At 68.5% G+C, this 18969-nt stretch carries 13 protein-coding genes; 9 read left to right on the forward strand and 4 right to left on the reverse strand.

Annotated elements, in window-relative coordinates:
• Positions 1–259 precede the first annotated feature (259 nt).
• The 3 genes from uvrA to CAL25_RS19230 are packed head-to-tail and all read left to right on the forward strand — an operon-like array spanning position 260 to position 7835.
• A complete protein-coding gene (uvrA, locus tag CAL25_RS19220) occupies positions 260–6031 on the forward strand; it encodes an excinuclease ABC subunit UvrA (RefSeq protein WP_094802946.1) in 5772 nt (1923 codons plus the stop codon).
• A complete protein-coding gene (locus CAL25_RS19225) occupies positions 6028–7176 on the forward strand; it encodes an aminodeoxychorismate synthase component I (RefSeq protein WP_094802948.1) in 1149 nt (382 codons plus the stop codon). Before uvrA ends, CAL25_RS19225 begins: the two co-directional genes overlap by 4 nt.
• Positions 7177–7202: 26 nt before the next feature.
• Positions 7203–7835: an aminotransferase class IV family protein gene (locus CAL25_RS19230; RefSeq protein WP_094802950.1), complete on the forward strand. Its 633-nt coding sequence runs from the start codon at positions 7203–7205 to the stop codon at positions 7833–7835.
• Between the two features lie 4 nt (positions 7836–7839).
• Here the strand turns inward: CAL25_RS19230 and CAL25_RS19235 are convergent, their stop codons facing one another.
• From CAL25_RS19235 to CAL25_RS19250, 4 genes are all read right to left on the reverse strand, one after another.
• Positions 7840–8712 (reverse strand): tRNA threonylcarbamoyladenosine dehydratase, encoded by an 873-nt coding sequence (locus CAL25_RS19235; protein WP_094803307.1) that lies wholly within the window; start codon positions 8710–8712, stop codon positions 7840–7842.
• A 5-nt stretch (positions 8713–8717) separates the two neighbouring features.
• Positions 8718–10121: an efflux transporter outer membrane subunit gene (locus CAL25_RS19240; protein WP_249279154.1), complete on the reverse strand. Its 1404-nt coding sequence runs from the start codon at positions 10119–10121 to the stop codon at positions 8718–8720.
• On the reverse strand, positions 10118–12076 hold the full coding sequence (locus CAL25_RS19245; RefSeq protein ID WP_094803309.1) for a MacB family efflux pump subunit: 1959 nt from the start codon (positions 12074–12076) through the stop codon (positions 10118–10120). The genes CAL25_RS19240 and CAL25_RS19245 overlap by 4 nt, the downstream gene beginning before the upstream one ends.
• 104 nt (positions 12077–12180) lie before the next feature.
• A complete protein-coding gene (locus tag CAL25_RS19250; protein WP_094802952.1) occupies positions 12181–13401 on the reverse strand; it encodes an efflux RND transporter periplasmic adaptor subunit in 1221 nt (406 codons plus the stop codon).
• A gap of 440 nt (positions 13402–13841) precedes the next feature.
• Here CAL25_RS19250 and CAL25_RS19255 point away from each other — a divergent pair, with 440 nt between their 5' ends.
• The 6 genes from CAL25_RS19255 to purU all read left to right on the forward strand — a co-directional run bounded on the left by CAL25_RS19255 (position 13842) and on the right by purU (position 18968).
• Positions 13842–14975: an MFS transporter gene (locus tag CAL25_RS19255; protein WP_249279175.1), complete on the forward strand. Its 1134-nt coding sequence runs from the start codon at positions 13842–13844 to the stop codon at positions 14973–14975.
• A complete protein-coding gene (locus CAL25_RS19260) occupies positions 14972–15646 on the forward strand; it encodes a gamma-glutamylcyclotransferase (protein ID WP_432759251.1) in 675 nt (224 codons plus the stop codon). Before CAL25_RS19255 ends, CAL25_RS19260 begins: the two co-directional genes overlap by 4 nt.
• A gap of 117 nt (positions 15647–15763) precedes the next feature.
• Positions 15764–16399, forward strand: a complete 636-nt coding sequence (gene pdxH / locus CAL25_RS19265; protein ID WP_094802957.1) for a pyridoxamine 5'-phosphate oxidase — start codon at positions 15764–15766, stop codon at positions 16397–16399.
• A 23-nt stretch (positions 16400–16422) separates the two neighbouring features.
• Positions 16423–16935 (forward strand): flavin reductase family protein, encoded by a 513-nt coding sequence (locus CAL25_RS19270; protein WP_094802959.1) that lies wholly within the window; start codon positions 16423–16425, stop codon positions 16933–16935.
• Between the two features lie 10 nt (positions 16936–16945).
• Complete coding sequence (locus tag CAL25_RS19275) at positions 16946–18064, forward strand: NAD(P)/FAD-dependent oxidoreductase (protein WP_094802961.1); 1119 nt, start codon at positions 16946–16948, stop codon at positions 18062–18064.
• A 52-nt stretch (positions 18065–18116) separates the two neighbouring features.
• Complete coding sequence (purU, locus tag CAL25_RS19280) at positions 18117–18968, forward strand: formyltetrahydrofolate deformylase (protein WP_094802963.1); 852 nt, start codon at positions 18117–18119, stop codon at positions 18966–18968.
• Position 18969: the final 1 nt, after the last annotated feature.

Raw genomic sequence — 18969 nt, forward strand, 5'->3', positions numbered from 1 at the left:
GCGCAAAATCTGCGATACTGTTTATCCATACAGCTTGCCGCGCACCATGCCCCCGTGCCGGGCGCGCGGCTTGCGGTGTCGTACCTTCGCCGCTTACAGAGTGGCAGGCTTGAAATCCGCGCGCTCGCCCACATCTGGTTTATCCACAATGTGGTCATGGCGTTCACGATATAGCCAATTATTCCACAGTATCCTTCCCGGCCACCCGATCTCGCGGCCGCGGCAGGCCGGCCCACCCCTCAGGCTACGATTACGCTTCATGAGCTCCCATATCCGCATCGTTGGCGCCCGCCAGAACAACCTGAAGAACCTGGACCTGGAGATCGCCACCGGCGAGCTCGTGGTCGTGACCGGGGTCTCGGGGTCGGGCAAAAGTTCGCTCGCGTTCGACACCCTGTATGCCGAGGGCCAGCGCCGTTATGTCGAGACCTTCTCGCCCTACGCGCGGCAGTTCCTCGACCGCATGGACAAGCCGCAGGTCGATCGCATCGAGGGCATCCTGCCCGCGATCGCCATCGACCAAACCAATCCGGTGCGCAGCTCGCGCAGCACGGTCGGCACCATGACCGAGCTCAACGATCACCTCAAGCTGCTGTTCGCGCGCGGCGCCAAGCTGTATTGCCGCGGTTGCGGCAAGCTCGTGCGCCGCGACTCGCCCGAATCGATCTTTCACGCGCTCACGCACCGCGCCGCCGAGGCCGGCGATCCGCGCCTCGTGATTACCTTCCCGATCGCGGTGCCGGCCAACTTCTCCGAAGATGAGGTGAAGGGCTTTCTCGAAGGCCAGGGTTATACGCGCGTGCACGCCGAAGACGCGGCGCCGGCGCGGGCCGCCGCTCCCGCCAAGGGCAAGGGCAAGAAGGCCGACAAGCAGGCCACCGAGGCCCGCCGCGTGCTGCACGTCGTGCAGGACCGGCTGCGCATGGGCAATGCCGAGCGCGACCGGGTCATGGAAGCGCTCGACACCGCGCTGCGCATGGGCGCCGGCCACCTCGCGATCCATGTGATGGACGACGACGGCGCCGACGCGGCCGTCTGGAAGTTCAGCGATCGGCTGCACTGTGCCGATTGCGACATCGAATACAGCGATTCGCTGCCCAGCAGCTTTTCGTTCAACTCCCCGCTCGGCGCGTGCGAGAGCTGCCGCGGCTTCGGCCGCGTGATCGGCATCGATTACGGCCTGGTGATCCCCGACGAAAACAAGACCCTGCTCGAGGGCGCGGTCAAGCCCTGGCAGACGCCGTCGTTCAAGGAATGCCAGGACGACCTGGTGAAGTACGCGCCCAAGGCCGGCATTCCGCTCGGCGTGCCCTGGAAGGCGCTCACCGAAGAACAGCGTGAATGGGTCATCCGCGGCACGCCCGACTGGAAGGGCGCCGACTCCGCCTGGAAAAACCAGTGGTACGGCGCGCGCCGCTTTTTCGACTGGCTCGAAACCAAGTCGTACAAGATGCACGTGCGCGTGCTGCTGTCTAAGTACCGCAGCTACACGCCCTGCCCCACCTGCAACGGCGCACGCCTCAAGCCCGATTCGCTGTTGTGGCGCCTGGGCAGCAAGGCCGAGGCCGATACGGTTCTGCCGCCCGATGACGGCCGCTATCGCCGCTTCATGCCGGCCGGCACCAACTGGTCGCGCGAACAGCTCGAGCAGCTCGATGGCCTGTCGCTGCACGACGTGATGCTGCTGCCGATCGAGCGCGTGCGAACGTTCTTCGACACGCTGCGCTTCGAGGGCGCGCTCGACGCCGCCGCCGATCTGCTACTCACCGAAGCGCGCGCGCGCCTCAAATTCCTGTGCGACGTGGGCCTCGGCTATCTCACGCTCGACCGCCAGAGCCGTACGCTGTCGGGCGGCGAGGTGCAGCGCATCAACCTCACCACCGCGTTGGGCACCTCGCTGGTCAATACGCTGTTCGTGCTCGACGAGCCGTCGATCGGCCTGCATCCGCGCGACATGCATCGCGTGGTCGAGGTCATGCATCGCCTGCGCGACGCCGGCAACACGCTGGTGGTGGTCGAGCACGACCCGCAGGTCATGGTGGCGGCCGACCGCATCATCGATATCGGCCCGGGTCCGGGCGAGCGCGGCGGCCAGATCGTTTTCGACGGCACGCCGGCCCAGCTGCGCACGGCGCCCACGCTCACGGGCGACTACCTCGGCGCGCGCCAGCGCGTCGAAGCGCCGCGGCCCATGCCGGTGGCGGCCAACACGCCCAAGCTGTTGCTCGAAGGCGTACGGGCGCACAACCTGAAAAACGTCTCGATCGCGCTGCCGCTGGGCCGGCTGGTCTGCGTGACCGGCGTGTCGGGCTCGGGCAAGTCCACGCTGGTCCAGGACGTGCTGTATCCGGCGCTGCTCAAGCACCAGGGCAAGCCGTCCGAGAGCCCCGGGGAGTTCGATCGTCTGCTGGGCGCCGAGCAGATCGCCGAGGTCGTGATGGTCGACCAGACCCCGATCGGCAAGACCGCCCGCTCCAACCCGGCCAGCTACGTGGGCGCCTTCGACGCGATCCGCAAGCTGTTCGCCCAGGCCCCGGTGGCCAAGGAGCGCGGCTACACCGCCGGCACGTTCAGTTTCAATAGTGGCGACGGCCGCTGCCCCACCTGCGGCGGCACCGGCTTCGAACACGTCGAGATGCAGTTCCTGTCCGACGTCTACCTCCGCTGCCCCGACTGCGACGGCAAGCGCTTCCGCCCCGAAGTGCTCGAGGTCCGCATCGAGCACCTGAACAAATCGGCCTCGATCGACCAGGTGCTCGAAATGACCGTGAGCGAAGCGGTCGAGTTCTTCCGTGGTCTGCGCGACGTGCAGACCGGCCTCGCGCCGCTGGCCGATGTCGGTCTCGAATACGTGCGGCTGGGCCAGCCCGTGCCCACGCTGTCGGGCGGCGAGGCGCAGCGCCTCAAGCTCGCGGGCCATCTGGCCGAAGCGGCGCGCTCCGGCATTTCGACGGCCAAGGTGGCCAAGAAGGGCAGCCTGTTCCTGTTCGACGAGCCCACCACCGGTCTGCACTTCGACGATGTCGCGCGTCTGATGCGCGCGTTCCGCAAGCTGCTGGCGGCCGGCCACACGCTGCTGGTGATCGAGCACAACCTCGACGTGATCCGCGCGGCCGACTGGCTCATCGACCTGGGTCCGGACGGCGGCGACGCCGGTGGCGAACTGGTGGGCGTGGGCACGCCGCAAGACCTGATGGACAACCCGCGCTCCTACACCGGCGCCGCGTTGCGCGACTACGAGGTCAGCATCCTGCCGGCCGACGTGGTGGTGTCCAGCGACGCCGACCGCCAGGAGGCCGAGCAGGCCGGGCTGGTGGCGCGTGTCGCCGAGCCCGACGCCGACTACGGCACGCCGCTGCAATCGCACCTGCGCCATCGCCGCGAGGCCACGCGCGCCATCGAAATCAAAAACGCCCGCGAGCACAACCTCAAAAACGTCAGCGTCGAGATTCCGCGCGACAAGTTCACCGTGATCACGGGCGTGTCGGGCTCGGGCAAGTCCACCCTCGCCTTCGACATCCTGTTCAACGAAGGCCAGCGCCGCTACCTCGAATCGCTCAATGCCTACGCGCGCGCCATCGTGCAGCCCGCGGGCAAGCCCGACGTGGACGCGATCTTCGGCATTCCCCCCACGGTGGCGATCGAGCAGCGCACCAGCCGCGGCGGCCGCAAGTCGACCGTGGCCACGATGACCGAGATCCATCATTTCCTGCGGCTGCTCTACGTCAAGCTGGGCACGCAATACTGCCCCGACTGCAACGTGCCGGTCGAGCCGCAGAACACCGACCAGATCGTGGCGCGCCTGATGCGCGAGCACAAAGGCACGCACATCGGCGTGCTGGCGCCGCTGGTCACCGCGCGCAAGGGCTACTACACCGACCTCGCGAAATGGGCGTCGGGCAAGGGCTACTCGCACCTGCGCGTCGACGGCGAATTCATTCCCGTGAGCCCGTGGCCCCGCCTCGACCGCTACAAGGAGCACACCATCGAACTGCCGGTGGCCGACGTGCTGGTCGATCCGGCCGACGAAGCAGGCCTGCGTGACGCCGTTCGCACCGCGCTCGAGTTCGGCCAGGGCACCATGAGCGTGCTCACCGACCTGACGCAGGGCGGCGGATCGCTCGAAGAGCGCCGCGACGGCGGCATTGCCGCCCAGGCCACGCAGCAGCACTTCTCGGTCAAGCGCGCCTGCCCCTCGTGCGGCATCAGCTTCCCCGAGCCCGATCCGCGCCTGTTCTCCTACAACTCCAAGCACGGCTGGTGCACGGGCTGCTTCGGCACCGGGCTGCAGCTCAGCGGCTTCGACGAAGAGCAGACCGGCGAAGAAACCGCCTGGAACGCCTGGTACGAGGGCGATGCGCAGACCTGCAAGGTCTGCCATGGCCAGCGGCTCAACCGCACCGCGCTGGCCGTCCGCTGGCGCGATCGTTCCATCGCCGAGCTCGCGTCGCTGCCGGTGTCCGATGCCCACACGTTCTTCACGGGCCTCGTCACGCGTGGCCGCGAAGGCGAGATCGCGCGCGACATCCTGGCCGAGATCCGCGGCCGCCTCGACTTCATGCAGGAAGTCGGCCTGAACTACCTGGCGCTGGACCGCGCGGCCCCCACCCTCTCGGGCGGCGAGGCGCAGCGCATCCGGCTCGCCGCGCAGCTGGGCTCCAATCTGCAGGGCGTGTGCTACGTGCTCGACGAACCCACGATCGGCCTGCATCCGCGCGACAACCGCATCCTGCTCGACGCGCTCGCGCGCCTCGAGGGCAACGGCAACACGCTGGTGGTGGTCGAGCACGACGACGACACCATCAAGCGCGCCTCGCACATCATCGACATCGGTCCGGGCGCGGGCATCCGCGGCGGCCGCGTCGTGGCCCAGGGCACGGCCGAAGACCTGATCGCCTCGCCCGAGTCCGTCACGGGCCGTTATCTGGCCAAGCCGCTCGCGCATCCGCTCGAAGGCCGCCGGCCGGTCACGGCCGACACGCCCATGATCGAAGTGAAGGGCGCGCACCTGCACAACCTGCGCAATGTCGATGCCCGCATTCCGGTCGGCCGCCTGTCGGTGGTCACCGGCGTGTCGGGGTCCGGCAAGTCGACGCTGGCGCGCGAGGTGCTGCTCGACAACCTGGTCCACGCGGTCTCGCAGGGCAAGGCGCCGGCCTGGAACGGCTGCGCCCGCATCAGCGGCTGGGAGGCCATCGACCGCGTGCTCGAGGTCGACCAGACCCCCATCGGCAAGACGCCGCGCTCCTGCCCCGCCACGTATGTCGGCTTCTGGGACGACGTGCGCAAGCAATTCGCCGATACGCGCGAGGCCCGCATGCGCGGCTGGGGCGCGGCGCGCTTCTCGTTCAACACCGGCGACGGCCGCTGCCCGATCTGCGAAGGCCAGGGCATGCGCACCATCGAGATGAGCTTCCTGCCCGACGTCAAGGTGCCCTGCGATGCCTGCGGCGGCGCGCGCTTCAACGCCGACACGCTGAGCGTGCAGATGCGCGGCAAGAACGCGGGCGAGGTGCTCAAGCTCGAGGTCGACGATGCCCTCGAATACTTCGCGGCCCATCCGAAGATCCACCGCCCGCTGCAGCTCATGCAGGACGTGGGTCTGGGCTACCTGACCCTCGGGCAGCCCTCGCCGACCCTGTCGGGCGGCGAGGCGCAGCGCATCAAGCTGGTCACCGAGCTCTCCAAGGCGCGCCTGACCGACGGCCTCATCAAGACCGGCCGCGCCTCGCGCATCCCGCACACGCTTTACGTGCTGGACGAACCCACGGTGGGCCTGTCGATGGCCGACGTCGAGAAGCTGATCCACGTGCTGCATCGCCTCGTCGAGGCGGGCAATACGGTGGTCGTGATCGAACACAACCTCGACGTGATCGCCGAGGCCGACTGGCTGCTGGACCTCGGTCCCGAGGGCGGCACCGGCGGCGGCCAGCTGGTGGGCGAAGGTTCGCCCGAAGACGTCATGGAAAAGGCGCCGGATTCGCATACGGGCCGTGTGCTCAAAGAGTTTCTGGCCGCTTCCTCTCAATGACACAGTGCTGGTTTGAAGATCGGCTGGCCGGGCGCGCCTTGCGCCTGGCCGATCCGATCGCGCGCATCGAAGCGCGGCGGCGCGACGACCTGCCGCGCGTCTGGCACGAGATCGACGCCGCACGTGCGGCCGGCCATTGGGTCGCCCTGCTGCTGGACTACGAACTGGGCGAGTGGCTCGCGCCCGAGTCGCTGCTGCCCGCGCCCGACGGGCCCTGCCCGCCGCCGGCCGACGACGGCAGCGCGCGGCTGACCGCGCTGGTGTTCGGCCGCGCGGAACACGGCGCGTGCTGGCAGGCGCCGGCCCCGGCCGTGCCGGCGCGCGTGACGTCAGTGCAGCCCCGGCTCGCACGCGACGACTACCTGGCGGCGATCTCGCGCATCCGCGCCCAGATCGCGGCCGGCGAGCAGTACCAGATCAACTACACCCAACCGCTGGCCGTGCGCGTCGACGGCGATCCCGCCGCGCTCTATCGCGATATCGCCGCCCGCCATCCGGTGCCGCACGCGGCCTACATCGAAGACGGCGGGCGCACCGTGCTGTCGTTTTCGCCCGAGCTGTTCGTGGCGCGGCAGGGCGAGCGCCTCGTCACCCGCCCCATGAAGGGCACGGCGCCGCGCTCTGCGGATCCCGCCGAGGATGCGCGCCTGCGCGCCGCGCTGCTGGCCAGCGAGAAAGACCGCGCCGAGAATCTGATGATCGTGGATCTGCTGCGTAACGATCTGGGCCGGCTGGCCGAGCCCGGCTCGGTCACGGTGGATGCGCTGTTCACGCTGGAGCAGTACCCCTCGGTCTGGACCATGACGTCCACGGTGAGCGCGCATGTGCCGGACGCCGGCCTGGCCGACGTGCTGGCCGCCCTGTTTCCGTGCGGTTCGATCACGGGCGCGCCCAAGATCGCGGCCATGCGCCGCATCCGCCAGATGGAGATCGCGCCGCGCGGCCTTTATTGCGGCAGCGTGGGCTGGCTCGCGCCCGACGGCGACTTCTCGCTCAACGTGGCGATCCGCACCCTGGTGCTCGATGCGCAGGGCCGCGGCGTGTACAGCGTGGGCGGCGGCATCGTGCACGATTCCGACCCGGCGCTCGAATGGGAGGAATGCCACTGGAAAGCGCGTATTCTTGCGGAATCGCCCGCGCGCTGACGCACCTCGTTCATCCGGAGCCGCCCATGTCGCCCGAACTCATCGAAACCATCCTCGTCACCGCCACGCGCGACATGCCGCTGTTGCCGCGCCATCTGGTGCGCCTGGCGAGCAGCGCCCAGGACCTGGGCTACCGCTGCGACGAGATGGGCGTCGAGACCCAGGTGCGGGCCGCGGCCCGCGCGCTCACCGCCCCGGGGCCGCACCGCTTGCGCCTGCTGCTCGATCGGGCGGGCCAGTGCACCATCCAGACGGCGCCGCTCGCGCCTCTGCCGCTGGTCCAGGAAATCCTGATCGCCCCCGAAACGCTGAATGCTTCCGAGCCGCTGCTGCGCTACAAGACCACGCATCGGCCCTGGTACACCAAGACCATCGAATGGCTGCCCTCGCATCCCCACATTTTCGATCTGGTCTATATCAACCAGCGCGGCGAGGTCTGCGAAGGCAGCCGCAGCAATGTCTACGTGCAACAGGGTGAGCGCTGGTACACGCCGCCCATCGACAGCGGTTGCCTGCCCGGCGTGCAACGCGCCGCGCTGCTCGATGCCAACGACGTGCACGAGCGCGTGCTGACCGTACAGGACCTGCGCGAAGCGCGCGCCCTGCGGCTCTCGAATGCGTTGCGAGGTTGGTTCGACGTGGTGCTGCGGGACGCCTGAGCCCTCAGGTGCCGGCGCCGGCCGCCTGGGCCAGGATGGTCTGCACCGCCTCGTTGGCGGCTGCCAGGCCCATCGCGGCCGTCACCATCACCACCGATCCATAACCCGCGCACGACAGACCCTGCGGCGCGGCGGGCCGCACATCGGCGCCCATGTCGTCTTCGGCCTCGCTCGCGCTCGTCCAGGCGGCGGGCAGGATGGCTGGTTGATCGAACCACAACGCCCGCACACCCATGCGCGGCACGCGCTTGAGCGCCCGGCCGTTCTGGTCGCTGGCGCGCGGAAAGCCATGCTCGCGGCGCAGCTTGTTGCGCAGCTTGGACAGCAGCGCGTCGTTCAGCGACTGCGACAGATCGCCCGCGCGCAGCGCCAGCGGATCGGTCTTGCCGCCCGCGCCGCCGCACAGCAGCATCGGAATGCCACGCGCGCGGGCGTGCAGAATCATGGCGATCTTGGCGGCCGCCTGATCGGTGCAATCGATGATCATCGCGTAGTGGCCGGCGAGCAGCGTGGCGACGTTGGCCGGATCCACGAAATCGTCGATGCGGGTCACCACGCACTCGGGGTTGATCGCCGCGATGCGGTCTGCCATGGCCTCGACCTTGGCCTGGCCCAGCGTGCCGGTCAGCGCGTGGATCTGGCGGTTGACGTTGGACTCGGCGATGTGGTCCAGGTCGATCAGCGTGAGGGCGCCCACGCCGCAACGCGCCAGCGCCTCGGCCGTCCAGGAGCCGACGCCGCCCAGGCCCACCACGGCCACATGCGCGCCGCGCAGCCGTGCCGGGCCGTCCGGGCCATACAGCCGAGACAGCCCGCCGAAGCGGCGTTCGGCGTCGATGTCACAGGAGGCGGAGAGGTCGGGCGGGGCAATCGTCATGGGCGTCATTGTCCCACGGGCGGCGTGACCATGTCGCCGCCCAGCGCCTGGTAGATCGTGACCTGATTGAGCAGGCGATCGAGCGTGTTCTGGTCGCGCTCGACCTCGGCCAGCCGGCGCTGCTCCTGCGCGTCGAGCCAGAACCGCAGGGACACCGCGCCCGCGCGGTACCGCACCTCGTACAGGCTCTCGGCCTGACGCGCGGCCGCCAGCGCCGCCTCGAGCCGCTCGGCGCGCAGCGCGAGCTGGGTGCGCGCCGACAGGGCGTTCTCGACATCGGTCATGGCCTGGTAAAGCGCCTGGCGGAACTGCACCACGCGCACGGCGTACTCGGCCTCGGACACGCGGATCGACAGCCGCATCTGATTCCAGTTGAGGAACGGCAGGGTCAGCGCCGCCCCCAAGGTGGCCACCGGATTCTGCAGCAGGTTGCCGAGGGCCGTGCTGCCGGTGCCCAGCGCGCCCGTCAGCGTCAGCGGCGGATAGAAACTGGCCCGCGTCGCATCGGTCTGGGCCAGCGCCTGGCGCAGGCGGAATTCGGCCGCGCGCAGATCCGGCCGGCGGGCCAGCAGGTCCGCGGGCAGACCCGCCGGCACGACCGGCAGCGTGGCGAGCGGCAGACGCGCCGGGTTCGCCATGACGCGGTCCGGTGGGCTGTCGAACAGGATCGTCAGGCCGTTGATGTACTCGACCCGCAACTGCACCAGGTCGGTCTGCGCGGCCTGCTGACTCGCGAGATTGCGCCGCGCCTCGGCCACCTCGAGCGCCGACGTGCCGCCGGCCTCGTATTGCGCCAGCACCAGATCCAGCGTGCGCTGCGCATAGGCGATGCTCTGCAGGCTGGTGGCGATGCGCTGGTTGATGAACGCGATGCGCCAATACAGCGTGGCGGTGGTCCCGATCAGGCTGAGCTCGGCGCTCGCCCGATCCTGCTCGGTGGCGGCCGCCTCCCATTCGGCGGCGTCGGTGAGGCTGTCGAGCCGGTTCCAGAGGTCGAGCTCGTAGCTCACCGTGAGCTGGGCGGTGTTGTTGCGCGAGATAACGCGGTCGCCGTCGAGCTGGCGCTGGCGCTGCACATCGACGCCGGCGCCGACGGTCGGAAACTGATCCGAACGCGCGAGACCCGCGCGCAGCTGCGCCTGTCGCACCCGCAGCGCCGCGGCCGCGAGATCATTGTTGCGTTCGAGCGCGAGCGCCACCAGATCCGTGAGCACGGGATCGTCGAAATGGCGCCACCAGAGCCCGCCCGCGCCGATGTCCTGTTGGGTCGCGTACTGCCAGGCCGGCGGCGTGGCGACGGCGGGACGCTGATAGTCGGTCTGCATGAGGCCGCAGCCCGACAATAGGAGCGGCACGGCCAGCAGGCCGACGAGCACGGCGCGGCGCGCCGGTTGCATGGTGATCTTCATTCTCGAGCCAGAGATTGCACGGGATCCAGCCGGGCGGCGTTGCGCGCCGGCAGGTAGCCGAAACCCACGCCGATGAGCGTGGAGCAGACGAACGCGGCCACCATCGAGGTCCCCGAATAGATGAGCTGAAATGCGCCGCGCGTCGCCTGCGACACCAGTACGCCCAGCCCCAACGACAGCAGGATGCCGAGCATGCCGCCGATCAGGCAGACCAGCACGGCCTCGATGAGGAACTGCTGCATGATGTCGCCCCGGCGCGCGCCCACCGCCATGCGCACGCCGATCTCGCGGGTGCGTTCCGTGACCGACACCAGCATGATGTTCATCACGCCGATGCCGCCCACGACCAGCGAGATGATGGCGATGGCCGACACCAGCAGCGTCATGGTGGCGGTGGTGCGTTCGATGGTCTGCCGGATCGTGTCGGTGTTGAACACGAAGAAGTCCTTGGTGCCGTGGCGCTGCGTCATCAACTCGGTGATGGCCTGCTCGGCGGCCTTGGTCGGCACGTCGTCGCGCACCCGCACGGTGATGCTGCGCAGATGCTGCTGGCCCAGCACCCGGCTCAGGGCCGTGGTGTACGGGATCCAGACGTTCAGCGTCTCGGCGTTGCCGAACATGCTTTCCTTGCGCTCGGTCACGCCGATCACGCGCACGGGCACGGTGCCCAGAAAGATCACCTGGCCGATCGCCTCGGTGTGCGTGCCGAACAGCGTCTTACGCGTGTTCTCGTCGATCACGGCCTCCTGCGCCCGCCGGTTCACGCCCTCGGCATCGAAGAACTTTCCTTGCGAGAGCGTCAGGCCGCGCACGCGGAAGAACTGCTCGCCCACACCCTGGATCGAGCCGTTCACCGAGATGTTGCGATAGCGCAGCGACGCGCTCGTCGTGACCTCGGGCGTCACGCTGTCGACGTAGCTCTGCCGCGCCAGCGCCGCCGCGTCGGCGGGCACCAGCGTGCGTATGGTGGCGGCCTTCTCGTCGCCGAAGTCCTTGCCGGGGTACACGTCCACGGTGTTGGTGCCGATCTGGCTGATGTCGGCCAGGATCTTCTGGCGCGACCCTTCGCCCAGCGCCACCACCGACACGACCGCGGCAATGCCGATCACGATGCCCAGCATCGTCAGGAAGGTGCGCAGCCGATGGGCGTTCATCGCCAGCAACGCCATGCGCAATGCCTCGTTGGCGCGGTCGAGCGTGGCCTGCCAGGGCCTGGCCATGCGCGTGGACGCGCGCGTGGCCGCCTCCGGCGCGGCGGCAAGCGCGGGCGCATCGGGATTGGCGCGATCGGCCACGATACGGCCATCGCTGATTTCGATGATGCGGCGCGCGTGGCGCGCCACGTTCATATCGTGGGTGACCAGCACGATGGTGTGACCGGCCGCGTTCAGCTCCTCGAGAATGCGCAGCACTTCCTGGCCGGTGTGGGTATCGAGCGCGCCGGTGGGCTCGTCGGCCAGGATGATGCGGCCGCCGTTCATCAGGGCGCGCGCGATACTCACGCGCTGCTGCTGCCCGCCCGAGAGCTGCCCCGGCCGGTAATCCAGGCGCTCGCCCAGGCCCAGCCGCTCGAGCAGGGCCTGCGCGCGTTCGTGACGCGGCAAGCGGCCCAAACCGGCGTACACCGCCGGCATCTCGACGTTGCCCTGGGCGGTCAGGTCCGACAACAGGTGATAGCGCTGGAAGATGAAGCCGAAATGTTCACGGCGCAGCTCGGCGAGCTCGTCCGGATCCATGTCCGAGGTCGCCCTGCCATCGACGCGGTACGCGCCGCGGCTGGGTCGATCCAGGCAGCCCAGGATGTTCATCAGGGTCGACTTGCCCGAGCCCGACGCGCCCACGATGGCCACCATCTCGCCCGCGGCGATGGTGAGGTTCACGTCGCGCAGCACCGCCACGGTCTGGTCGCCGGCGGCGAACTCGCGCCACACGTCCACGAGCGAAATCAGTGGCATGTCGGCCGCGTCGGCTGGCACGGCGCCCGGCAGCCCGGCGTTCGTCTGCCCGGCGTTCGTCTGCCCGGCGCCCGGCTGCCCGGCGCCAGGGTTCTGGCTTGCCGTCATCGCGGCGCGGCGCCCGGTTGCGGCAGCGTGGCCGCCTCGGCGGACACCACCTTGTCGCCCGCGGTCAGCCCCTCGAGGATCTGCGCGCTGACGTTATTGTTCATGCCCACCTTGACCTCGCGCGGCGTCAGGGTGCCGTCCGCGTTCACCAGCTGCACGGTGTAGCGTCCATCGGCGCCGCGCTTGCCCAGCGCCGACGCCGGAATGACGAGGGTCTGCTTGGCCTCGCCTAGCACGATGAAGACCTGCGCCGTCATCGAGATGCGCAGCGTCTGGTCGGGGTTGGGCACGTCGAACAGGCCGTTGTAATAGACCGCGGCGCTGCTCGAGCCCCCGCTCGTGCTGGACCCGGTCAGCGCCGCGGTGCTCTCGTCGCGCTGGATCGAATCGGGCGCGGGCTCGATGGCGCGCAAGGTGCCCTCGTAGCGCTGATCGGGCTCGCCGAGAATGGTGAAGTAGACTTTCTGTCCCGCGCGCACCCGGGTCACATCGGCCTCGGAGATCTGCGCCTTGACGGTCATGGTGTCGACCTGCGCCACCTTGATGATGGTGGGCGCGGTCTGGAACGAGTTCACCGTCTGCCCTTCCTTGGTCACGATGGCCACGACCTTGCCGTCCATCGGGGAACTGATCCGGGTGTAGCCGAGGTTCACCGTCGCGGTGTCGACCTCGATGCCGGCCTGCGCGATCTGCGCGTCCAGCGCGGCGATGTCGGCGCGCGTGACCGCCAGCGTGGCTTCGGCCTCCTCGTAGTCGGCGCGGGAGCTGGCGTCGCGCGCCAGCATGTCGCGCTGGCGCCGGAACGCCAGCTCGGCCTGCTTGAGCGTGGCCTGCCTGGCGCGCCGCTCGGCCTTGCGCGTCTCGAGCGCGGCCTGGGCATTGCGCAGGTCGTTCTGCTGCGTCAGGTCGTCGATCTCGGCCACGAGCTGCCCCTGGCGCACCTCGTCGCCGAGTTTCACCTTGAGCGACTTGACCTGGCCCGAGACCTGGGCGCCGACGCTGACCTGCCGCACGGCCTCGAGCGTGCCGGACGCCAGCACGCTGTTCTCCATATCCGCGACGCGGGCCTCGGCCGTCGCGTAGGACGGTGCCGGAGGCTTGCTGAAGAAGACTCCCCGCGCCACCAACAACAGCAGCACGATCGCGATCGCGATCCAGATATAGCGTTTTCTTTTGCTCTTACGTGCGCGCGTGGCTTGCCCGGGCGTGGTCGTCATGCTGAAGGTGGATAGTCCAGAGGGCTGAAAAAGGGGTCATGCCTGACGGATTCTACGTGTCAGGGCCGTCGCAACTGTGAAATTGCGTATGGCAACGCAAGGAACCGGCTTCATGGGGCGCCGGCAGGCCCGACGTTGCAAACCTGACACAGTAGAAGGGACAGAACATCATTCCATCTTGCAGGACAGCGCCGTCGCCAAGCTGCGCCGAACCGCGCAGTTATGCCGCCATATCGTTTGCAACCTGATCCTATATTCCAAAGTCATAAGCCAGACGCCCCGTCTGTATGCTGCAGCGCGGCATAGACAGGCGTCTCGACATTGCCAGACGATAGGCACAGAATCGTAGCAGTTACACCGTGCCTAATCCTGCCTCTTCCCCCTCTTCCAAACACGGCGCCCCTGTCTTTTCAGGGGCCGCGTTGTTGTGCGTGCTGGCCATGCTCAACCACGTGGCGCTCACGGGGGGACGGATCACGGTCTCGCTCACCGCGCTGCAGCTCGGGCTCTCGACCTTCAAGGTTGGCACCCTCGTGGCGGTATTCGCGATCCTGCCCATGCTCGCCTCCGTGCATGCCGGGCGCTGGGTCGACAAGGTCGGCATCCTGCGGCCGCTGGTGATCGGCACTGCCCTGGTCTCGTTCGGCACCGTTCTGCCGTTTTTGTTCCCAGATCCCTTCGCCTTGCTGGTGGCGTCCTGTTCCATCGGCATCGGCTTCATGCTGCATCAGGTCGCCACCCAGGACCTGCTCGGCCACGCCGAGCCCAAGGAGCGGCTGCGCAACTTTTCCTGGATGTCGCTGGCGCTCGCCGGCTCGGGCTTCTCCGGCCCGCTGATCGCCGGCCTGGCCATCGACCATCTCGGCAACCGCATCGCCTTCGGCCTGCTCGCGCTGGGCCCGATCCTTTCGTTGGGCGGCCTGTATCTGCTGCGCCATCAGTTGCGCGCCGCAAACGAGCACCTGCGCGGCAGTGGCAACCGCGAAAAAGAGCGGCGCCGCATCACGGAGCTGCTCGCGGTGCCGCCGCTGCGGCGGGTCTTGATGGTGAATACGATCCTGTCGGGCGCCTGGGACACCCATCTGTTCGTGGTGCCCATCTTCGGCGTCGCGATCGGGCTGTCCGCCACCACCATCGGCATGATCCTGGCGTCGTTCGCGCTGGCAACGTTCGTCATCCGCCTGCTTCTGCCCTTCATCCAGAACCGCGTGCGATCCTGGACGCTGGTCCGGGTCGCGATGGCCACCGCTGCATGCGACTTTTTGATTTACCCGATGTTCACCGACGTTACGACCTTGATCGTGCTGTCGTTCATCCTCGGGCTCGCCCTGGGATGTTGTCAGCCGAGCATGCTGTCGCTGCTGCATCAGTATTCCCCGCCCGGCCGCGCCGCCGAAGCGGTCGGTCTGCGCATGGCGCTGATCAACGGCTCGCAGGTGTCCCTGCCATTGACCTTCGGCGCACTCGGTGCGGTAATTGGGGTAGCCCCCCTCTTCTGGGCCTACTCGCTCGCGCTGGTCGCGGGCGGGTGGTTCAACCGTAATCCGCCGCAAGAGTCCGAACGCCAGTCGTGAACACGCAGTCTTCTTCTCCCGCTTCATCCGTCCCCTTGGTTTCCGGTGCCGATACGCCGTTTCGTCTCTGGACGGCCGAAGAAAGGCGCGCCTCGATGGAGGCGGCGCTGGCCGACTGGCGCAGCGACGAAGACGTGTGGGTGTTCGGCTACGGCTCGCTGATCTGGCGGCCTGACTTCGATTTTCTCGAGCGCCGTCTCGCCACCCTGCGCGGCCATCATCGCGCGCTGTGCCTCTGGTCGCGCGTCAACCGCGGCACGCCGGAGTGCCCCGGCCTCGTGTTCGGGCTGGACCGCGGCGGCTCGTGCCGTGGCGTCGTGTATCGCCTGGCGGGCAAGCAGGTGCCCGACTACTTCCCGGCCCTCTGGGACCGCGAGATGTCCACCGGCGCCTATCTGCCGCGCTGGATCACCTGCGCCACCGAGCACGGCAATGTGCGGGCGCTGGTCTTCGTGATGAACCGCGCCAACCCCGCGTATATCAGCGCCTTGCCCGAGGGCGAGCTGCTGGCCATCGTGCGCCGCGCCGCCGGCCGCTACGGCCCCTGCACCGAATACGTGGTGCAAACCGCCCAGGCGCTGCGGTCGGCGGGCATCCACGACGCCCGCCTCGACGCGATCGCCCGCGAACTCGAGCGCGACGCCCAGGTCCTGCCCGAAGCCCAGACCTGAGGGCGTGATCCGTCCCTCCATAGCCCGGAGCCTGCGCGGCGCTCAGGGCTATCCCTGATCCGTACCAGCGTTACAGGTACACTCATAGCTCCCCCAACCGCCGGTTCGCACGCTCCCATGTCCGTATCCGATCTGCGTCAAAGCTACGAAAAAAGCGTTCTTCTCGAAGGCCAGGCCGCTGCCTCGCCGTTCGATCAGTTCAAGCTCTGGTTCGACGAGGCCCTGGTGGCCGGCGGCCCCGAGCCCAATGCCATGACGCTCGCCACCGTCGACGCGAGCGGCCAGCCCTCGGCGCGGATCGTGCTGATCAAGGGCTACGACGACCACGGCTTCACGTTCTTCACGAACTACGAATCGCGCAAGGGCTGCGACCTGCTGGCCAACCCGCGCGCCGCGCTGCTGTTCTTCTGGCAGCCGCTCGAGCGCCAGGTCCGCATCGAAGGCGTGGTGGAGCGTGTCGCGGCCGACGAGTCCGACGCCTACTTCAACAGCCGCCCGGTGGGCTCGCGCATCGGCGCCTGGGCCTCCGAACAAAGCCGGCCGATCACCCGCGAGGCGCTCGAAGCGCGCGAACGCGAGTTCCGCGAACGCTACGGCGACGCGCCCCCGCGGCCGCCGCACTGGGGCGGCTACCGCCTCGCCCCGACCCGCTTCGAATTCTGGCAAGGCCGCCCCTCGCGTCTGCACGACCGTCTGCGCTATCAGCGCGACGCCGGCGGCGCGGGCTGGACGCTCGACCGCCTCTCGCCCTGACCGATTTTTCTAGCCGCCTCTGCATGTCCGCTGCCCTTACCGAATTCGACGCCAAGTTTTTCCGTACCGCGCTGGGCCGTTTCGCCACCGGCGTGACCGTCGTGACGACCACGGGCCTGGAGGGCGAGCGCATCGGCCTGACCGTGAGCTCGTTCAACTCGGTCTCGCTCGAGCCGCCGCTGGTGCTCTGGAGCCTGTCGCGCGCGTCCTCGTCGCTCGCGGCGTTCGAGCAATGCGAGCGCTACGTGATCAACGTCCTGTCGGCCGAGCAGCTGGCACTGGCGCGGCGCTTCGCCACCGGCAAGACCGCCGAGCGCTTCAACGGCCTGCCGCGGATCGAGGCGCCCGGCGGCACGCCCATGCTCGACGCGCTGAACGCGGCCTGGTTCGAATGCCGCAATCGCAGCCGCTACGTCGAAGGCGATCACGTGATCATGGTGGGCGAAGTGCTGGCCTGCGGTCATTCGCGCGAAGACCCGCTGGTGTTCCATGCCGGCGGCTTCGACCTCACCCCGGCACGCGAACGTCAATCCTGAGTATTTTTCGATGAGTTCAACGCAAAAAGACATCGACTGCGTGGTGATCGGCGCCGGCGTGGTCGGGCTGGCCATCGCCCGCGCGCTCGCGCTGCAAGGCCGCGAGGTCTTGGTCGCCGAGGCCACCGAGGCCATCGGCACGGGCACCAGCTCGCGCAACTCCGAAGTCATTCATGCCGGCATCTATTACCCCGCCAACAGCCTGAAGGCGCGGCTCTGCGTGCGCGGCAAGCATCTGCTGTACGCGTACTGCGCCGAGCGCGGCCTGCCGCACAAGCGGCTCGGCAAGTTCATCGTGGCCACGAGCGCGGCCGAGGCCGAGCTGCTCGACGGCATTGCCAAGCGTGCGGCCGCCAACGGCGTGGACGACATGCAGCTCGTCTCGGGCGCGCAGGCCATGCGCGACGAGCCCGCGTTGTCGTGCACCGCCGCGCTGCTCTCGCCCTCCACCGGCATCGTCGACAGCCACGCTCTGATGCTGTCGTACCAGGGCGACGCCGAACAGGCCGGCGCACAGGTGGTCTTCCATACGCCGCTCGAGCGCGCCGAGGTCCTGCCGCAGGGCGGCTTCGCGCTGTCGTTCGGCGGCGCCGAGCCGATGAGCCTCACCTGTCACACGCTGATCAACGCGGCCGGACTGCACGCGCCCACGCTGGCGCGCCGCATCGAGGGCCTGCCGGCCGCGAGCATCCCGCCCGAGTATCTGTGCAAGGGCAGCTATTTCACCTTGAGCGGCCGCGCGCCGTTCTCGCGCCTGATCTACCCCGTGCCGCAACATGCCGGCCTGGGCGTGCACCTGACGCTCGACATGGGCGGGCAGGCCAAGTTCGGCCCCGACACCGAGTGGATCGACACCGAGGACTACACCCTCGACCCGCGCCGCGCCGAGGTGTTCTACGCGGCCGTGCGCACGTACTGGCCCGCCCTGCCCGATCACGCGCTGGCGCCGGGTTACACCGGCATCCGCCCGAAGATTTCCGGCCCCACCGAGCCGGCCGCCGATTTCATGATCTCGGGTCCGGCCGACCACGGCATCGACGGCTACGTCGGCCTGTACGGCATCGAATCGCCGGGCCTCACGTCCAGCCTGGCGCTGGCCGAAGAAACCCTCACGGCGCTGTCGGGCTAAAATCCCCGGCTTGCCCCGTTTTCCACCGCATTCACCGCGATCTCATTCGAACATGCAGCACAACGACTACATCCTTACCCTGTCCTGCCCTGACCGCACCGGTATCGTGTACCGCGTCAGCGGCCTGCTGTTCGAACTCGGTTGCAACATTCTCGACTCGCAGCAGTTCGGCGACGACGAAACGGGCCGCTTCTTTCTGCGCGTGCACTTCGACCTGCCCACCGCCATCAGCGCGGACTCCCTGCGTGAGCGCTTCGCCGCGATGGCCGACGCCGCGATGGACTGGCAGATCCACGACGCCAAGAAGAAGTCGCGCCTGCTCATCATGGTGAGCAAGCAGGGGCACTGCCTCAACGATCTGCTGTTCCGCGTGAGCAGCGGCCAGCTGCCGGCCGAGATCGCCGCCATCGTGTCCAACCACAATGATTACGCCGGCCTGGCCGCGTCGTATGGCATCCCGTTCCATCACCTGCCGGTCACGCCCGACACCAAAACGCAGCAAGAACGCCAGGTGCTGGAGATCGTCGATCGCGAGAACATCGATCTGGTGGTGCTGGCGCGCTACATGCAGATTCTGTCGGCCGAGATGTGCCAGGCCCTCACCGGCCGCGCGATCAACATCCATCACAGCTTCCTGCCGAGCTTCAAGGGTGCGCGGCCCTATCACCAGGCCCACGCCCGCGGCGTGAAGATCATCGGCGCGACCGCGCACTACGTGACCTCGGACCTCGACGAAGGCCCGATCATCGAGCAGGACATCGAGCGCGTCGACCACGGCATGACCGCCCAGGCGCTCACGCAGGTCGGCAGCGACGTCGAATCGCTGGTGCTCTCGCGCGCCGTGCGCAGCCACGTCGAACACCGCATCCTGCTCAACCGCAACAAGACCGTCGTGTTCCGCTGAT

The organism is Bordetella genomosp. 5, assembly GCF_002261315.1.
Classification (GTDB): Bacteria; Pseudomonadota; Gammaproteobacteria; order Burkholderiales; family Burkholderiaceae_B; genus Bordetella.

Bases quoted from the DNA above. Each gene is read 5' to 3' on its own strand.
- uvrA (WP_094802946.1), top strand. From the start codon at position 260: ATGAGCTCCCATATCCGCATCGTTGGCGCCCGCCAGAACAACCTGAAG.
- CAL25_RS19225 (WP_094802948.1), top strand. From the start codon at position 6,028: ATGACACAGTGCTGGTTTGAAGATCGGCTGGCCGGGCGCGCCTTGCGC.
- CAL25_RS19230 (WP_094802950.1), top strand. From the start codon at position 7,203: ATGTCGCCCGAACTCATCGAAACCATCCTCGTCACCGCCACGCGCGAC.
- CAL25_RS19235 (WP_094803307.1), bottom strand. From the start codon at position 8,712: ATGACGATTGCCCCGCCCGACCTCTCCGCCTCCTGTGACATCGACGCC.
- CAL25_RS19240 (WP_249279154.1), bottom strand. From the start codon at position 10,121: ATGAAGATCACCATGCAACCGGCGCGCCGCGCCGTGCTCGTCGGCCTG.
- CAL25_RS19245 (WP_094803309.1), bottom strand. From the start codon at position 12,076: ATGCCACTGATTTCGCTCGTGGACGTGTGGCGCGAGTTCGCCGCCGGC.
- CAL25_RS19250 (WP_094802952.1), bottom strand. From the start codon at position 13,401: ATGACGACCACGCCCGGGCAAGCCACGCGCGCACGTAAGAGCAAAAGA.
- CAL25_RS19255 (WP_249279175.1), top strand. From the start codon at position 13,842: ATGCTCAACCACGTGGCGCTCACGGGGGGACGGATCACGGTCTCGCTC.
- pdxH (WP_094802957.1), top strand. From the start codon at position 15,764: ATGTCCGTATCCGATCTGCGTCAAAGCTACGAAAAAAGCGTTCTTCTC.
- CAL25_RS19270 (WP_094802959.1), top strand. From the start codon at position 16,423: ATGTCCGCTGCCCTTACCGAATTCGACGCCAAGTTTTTCCGTACCGCG.
- CAL25_RS19275 (WP_094802961.1), top strand. From the start codon at position 16,946: ATGAGTTCAACGCAAAAAGACATCGACTGCGTGGTGATCGGCGCCGGC.
- purU (WP_094802963.1), top strand. From the start codon at position 18,117: ATGCAGCACAACGACTACATCCTTACCCTGTCCTGCCCTGACCGCACC.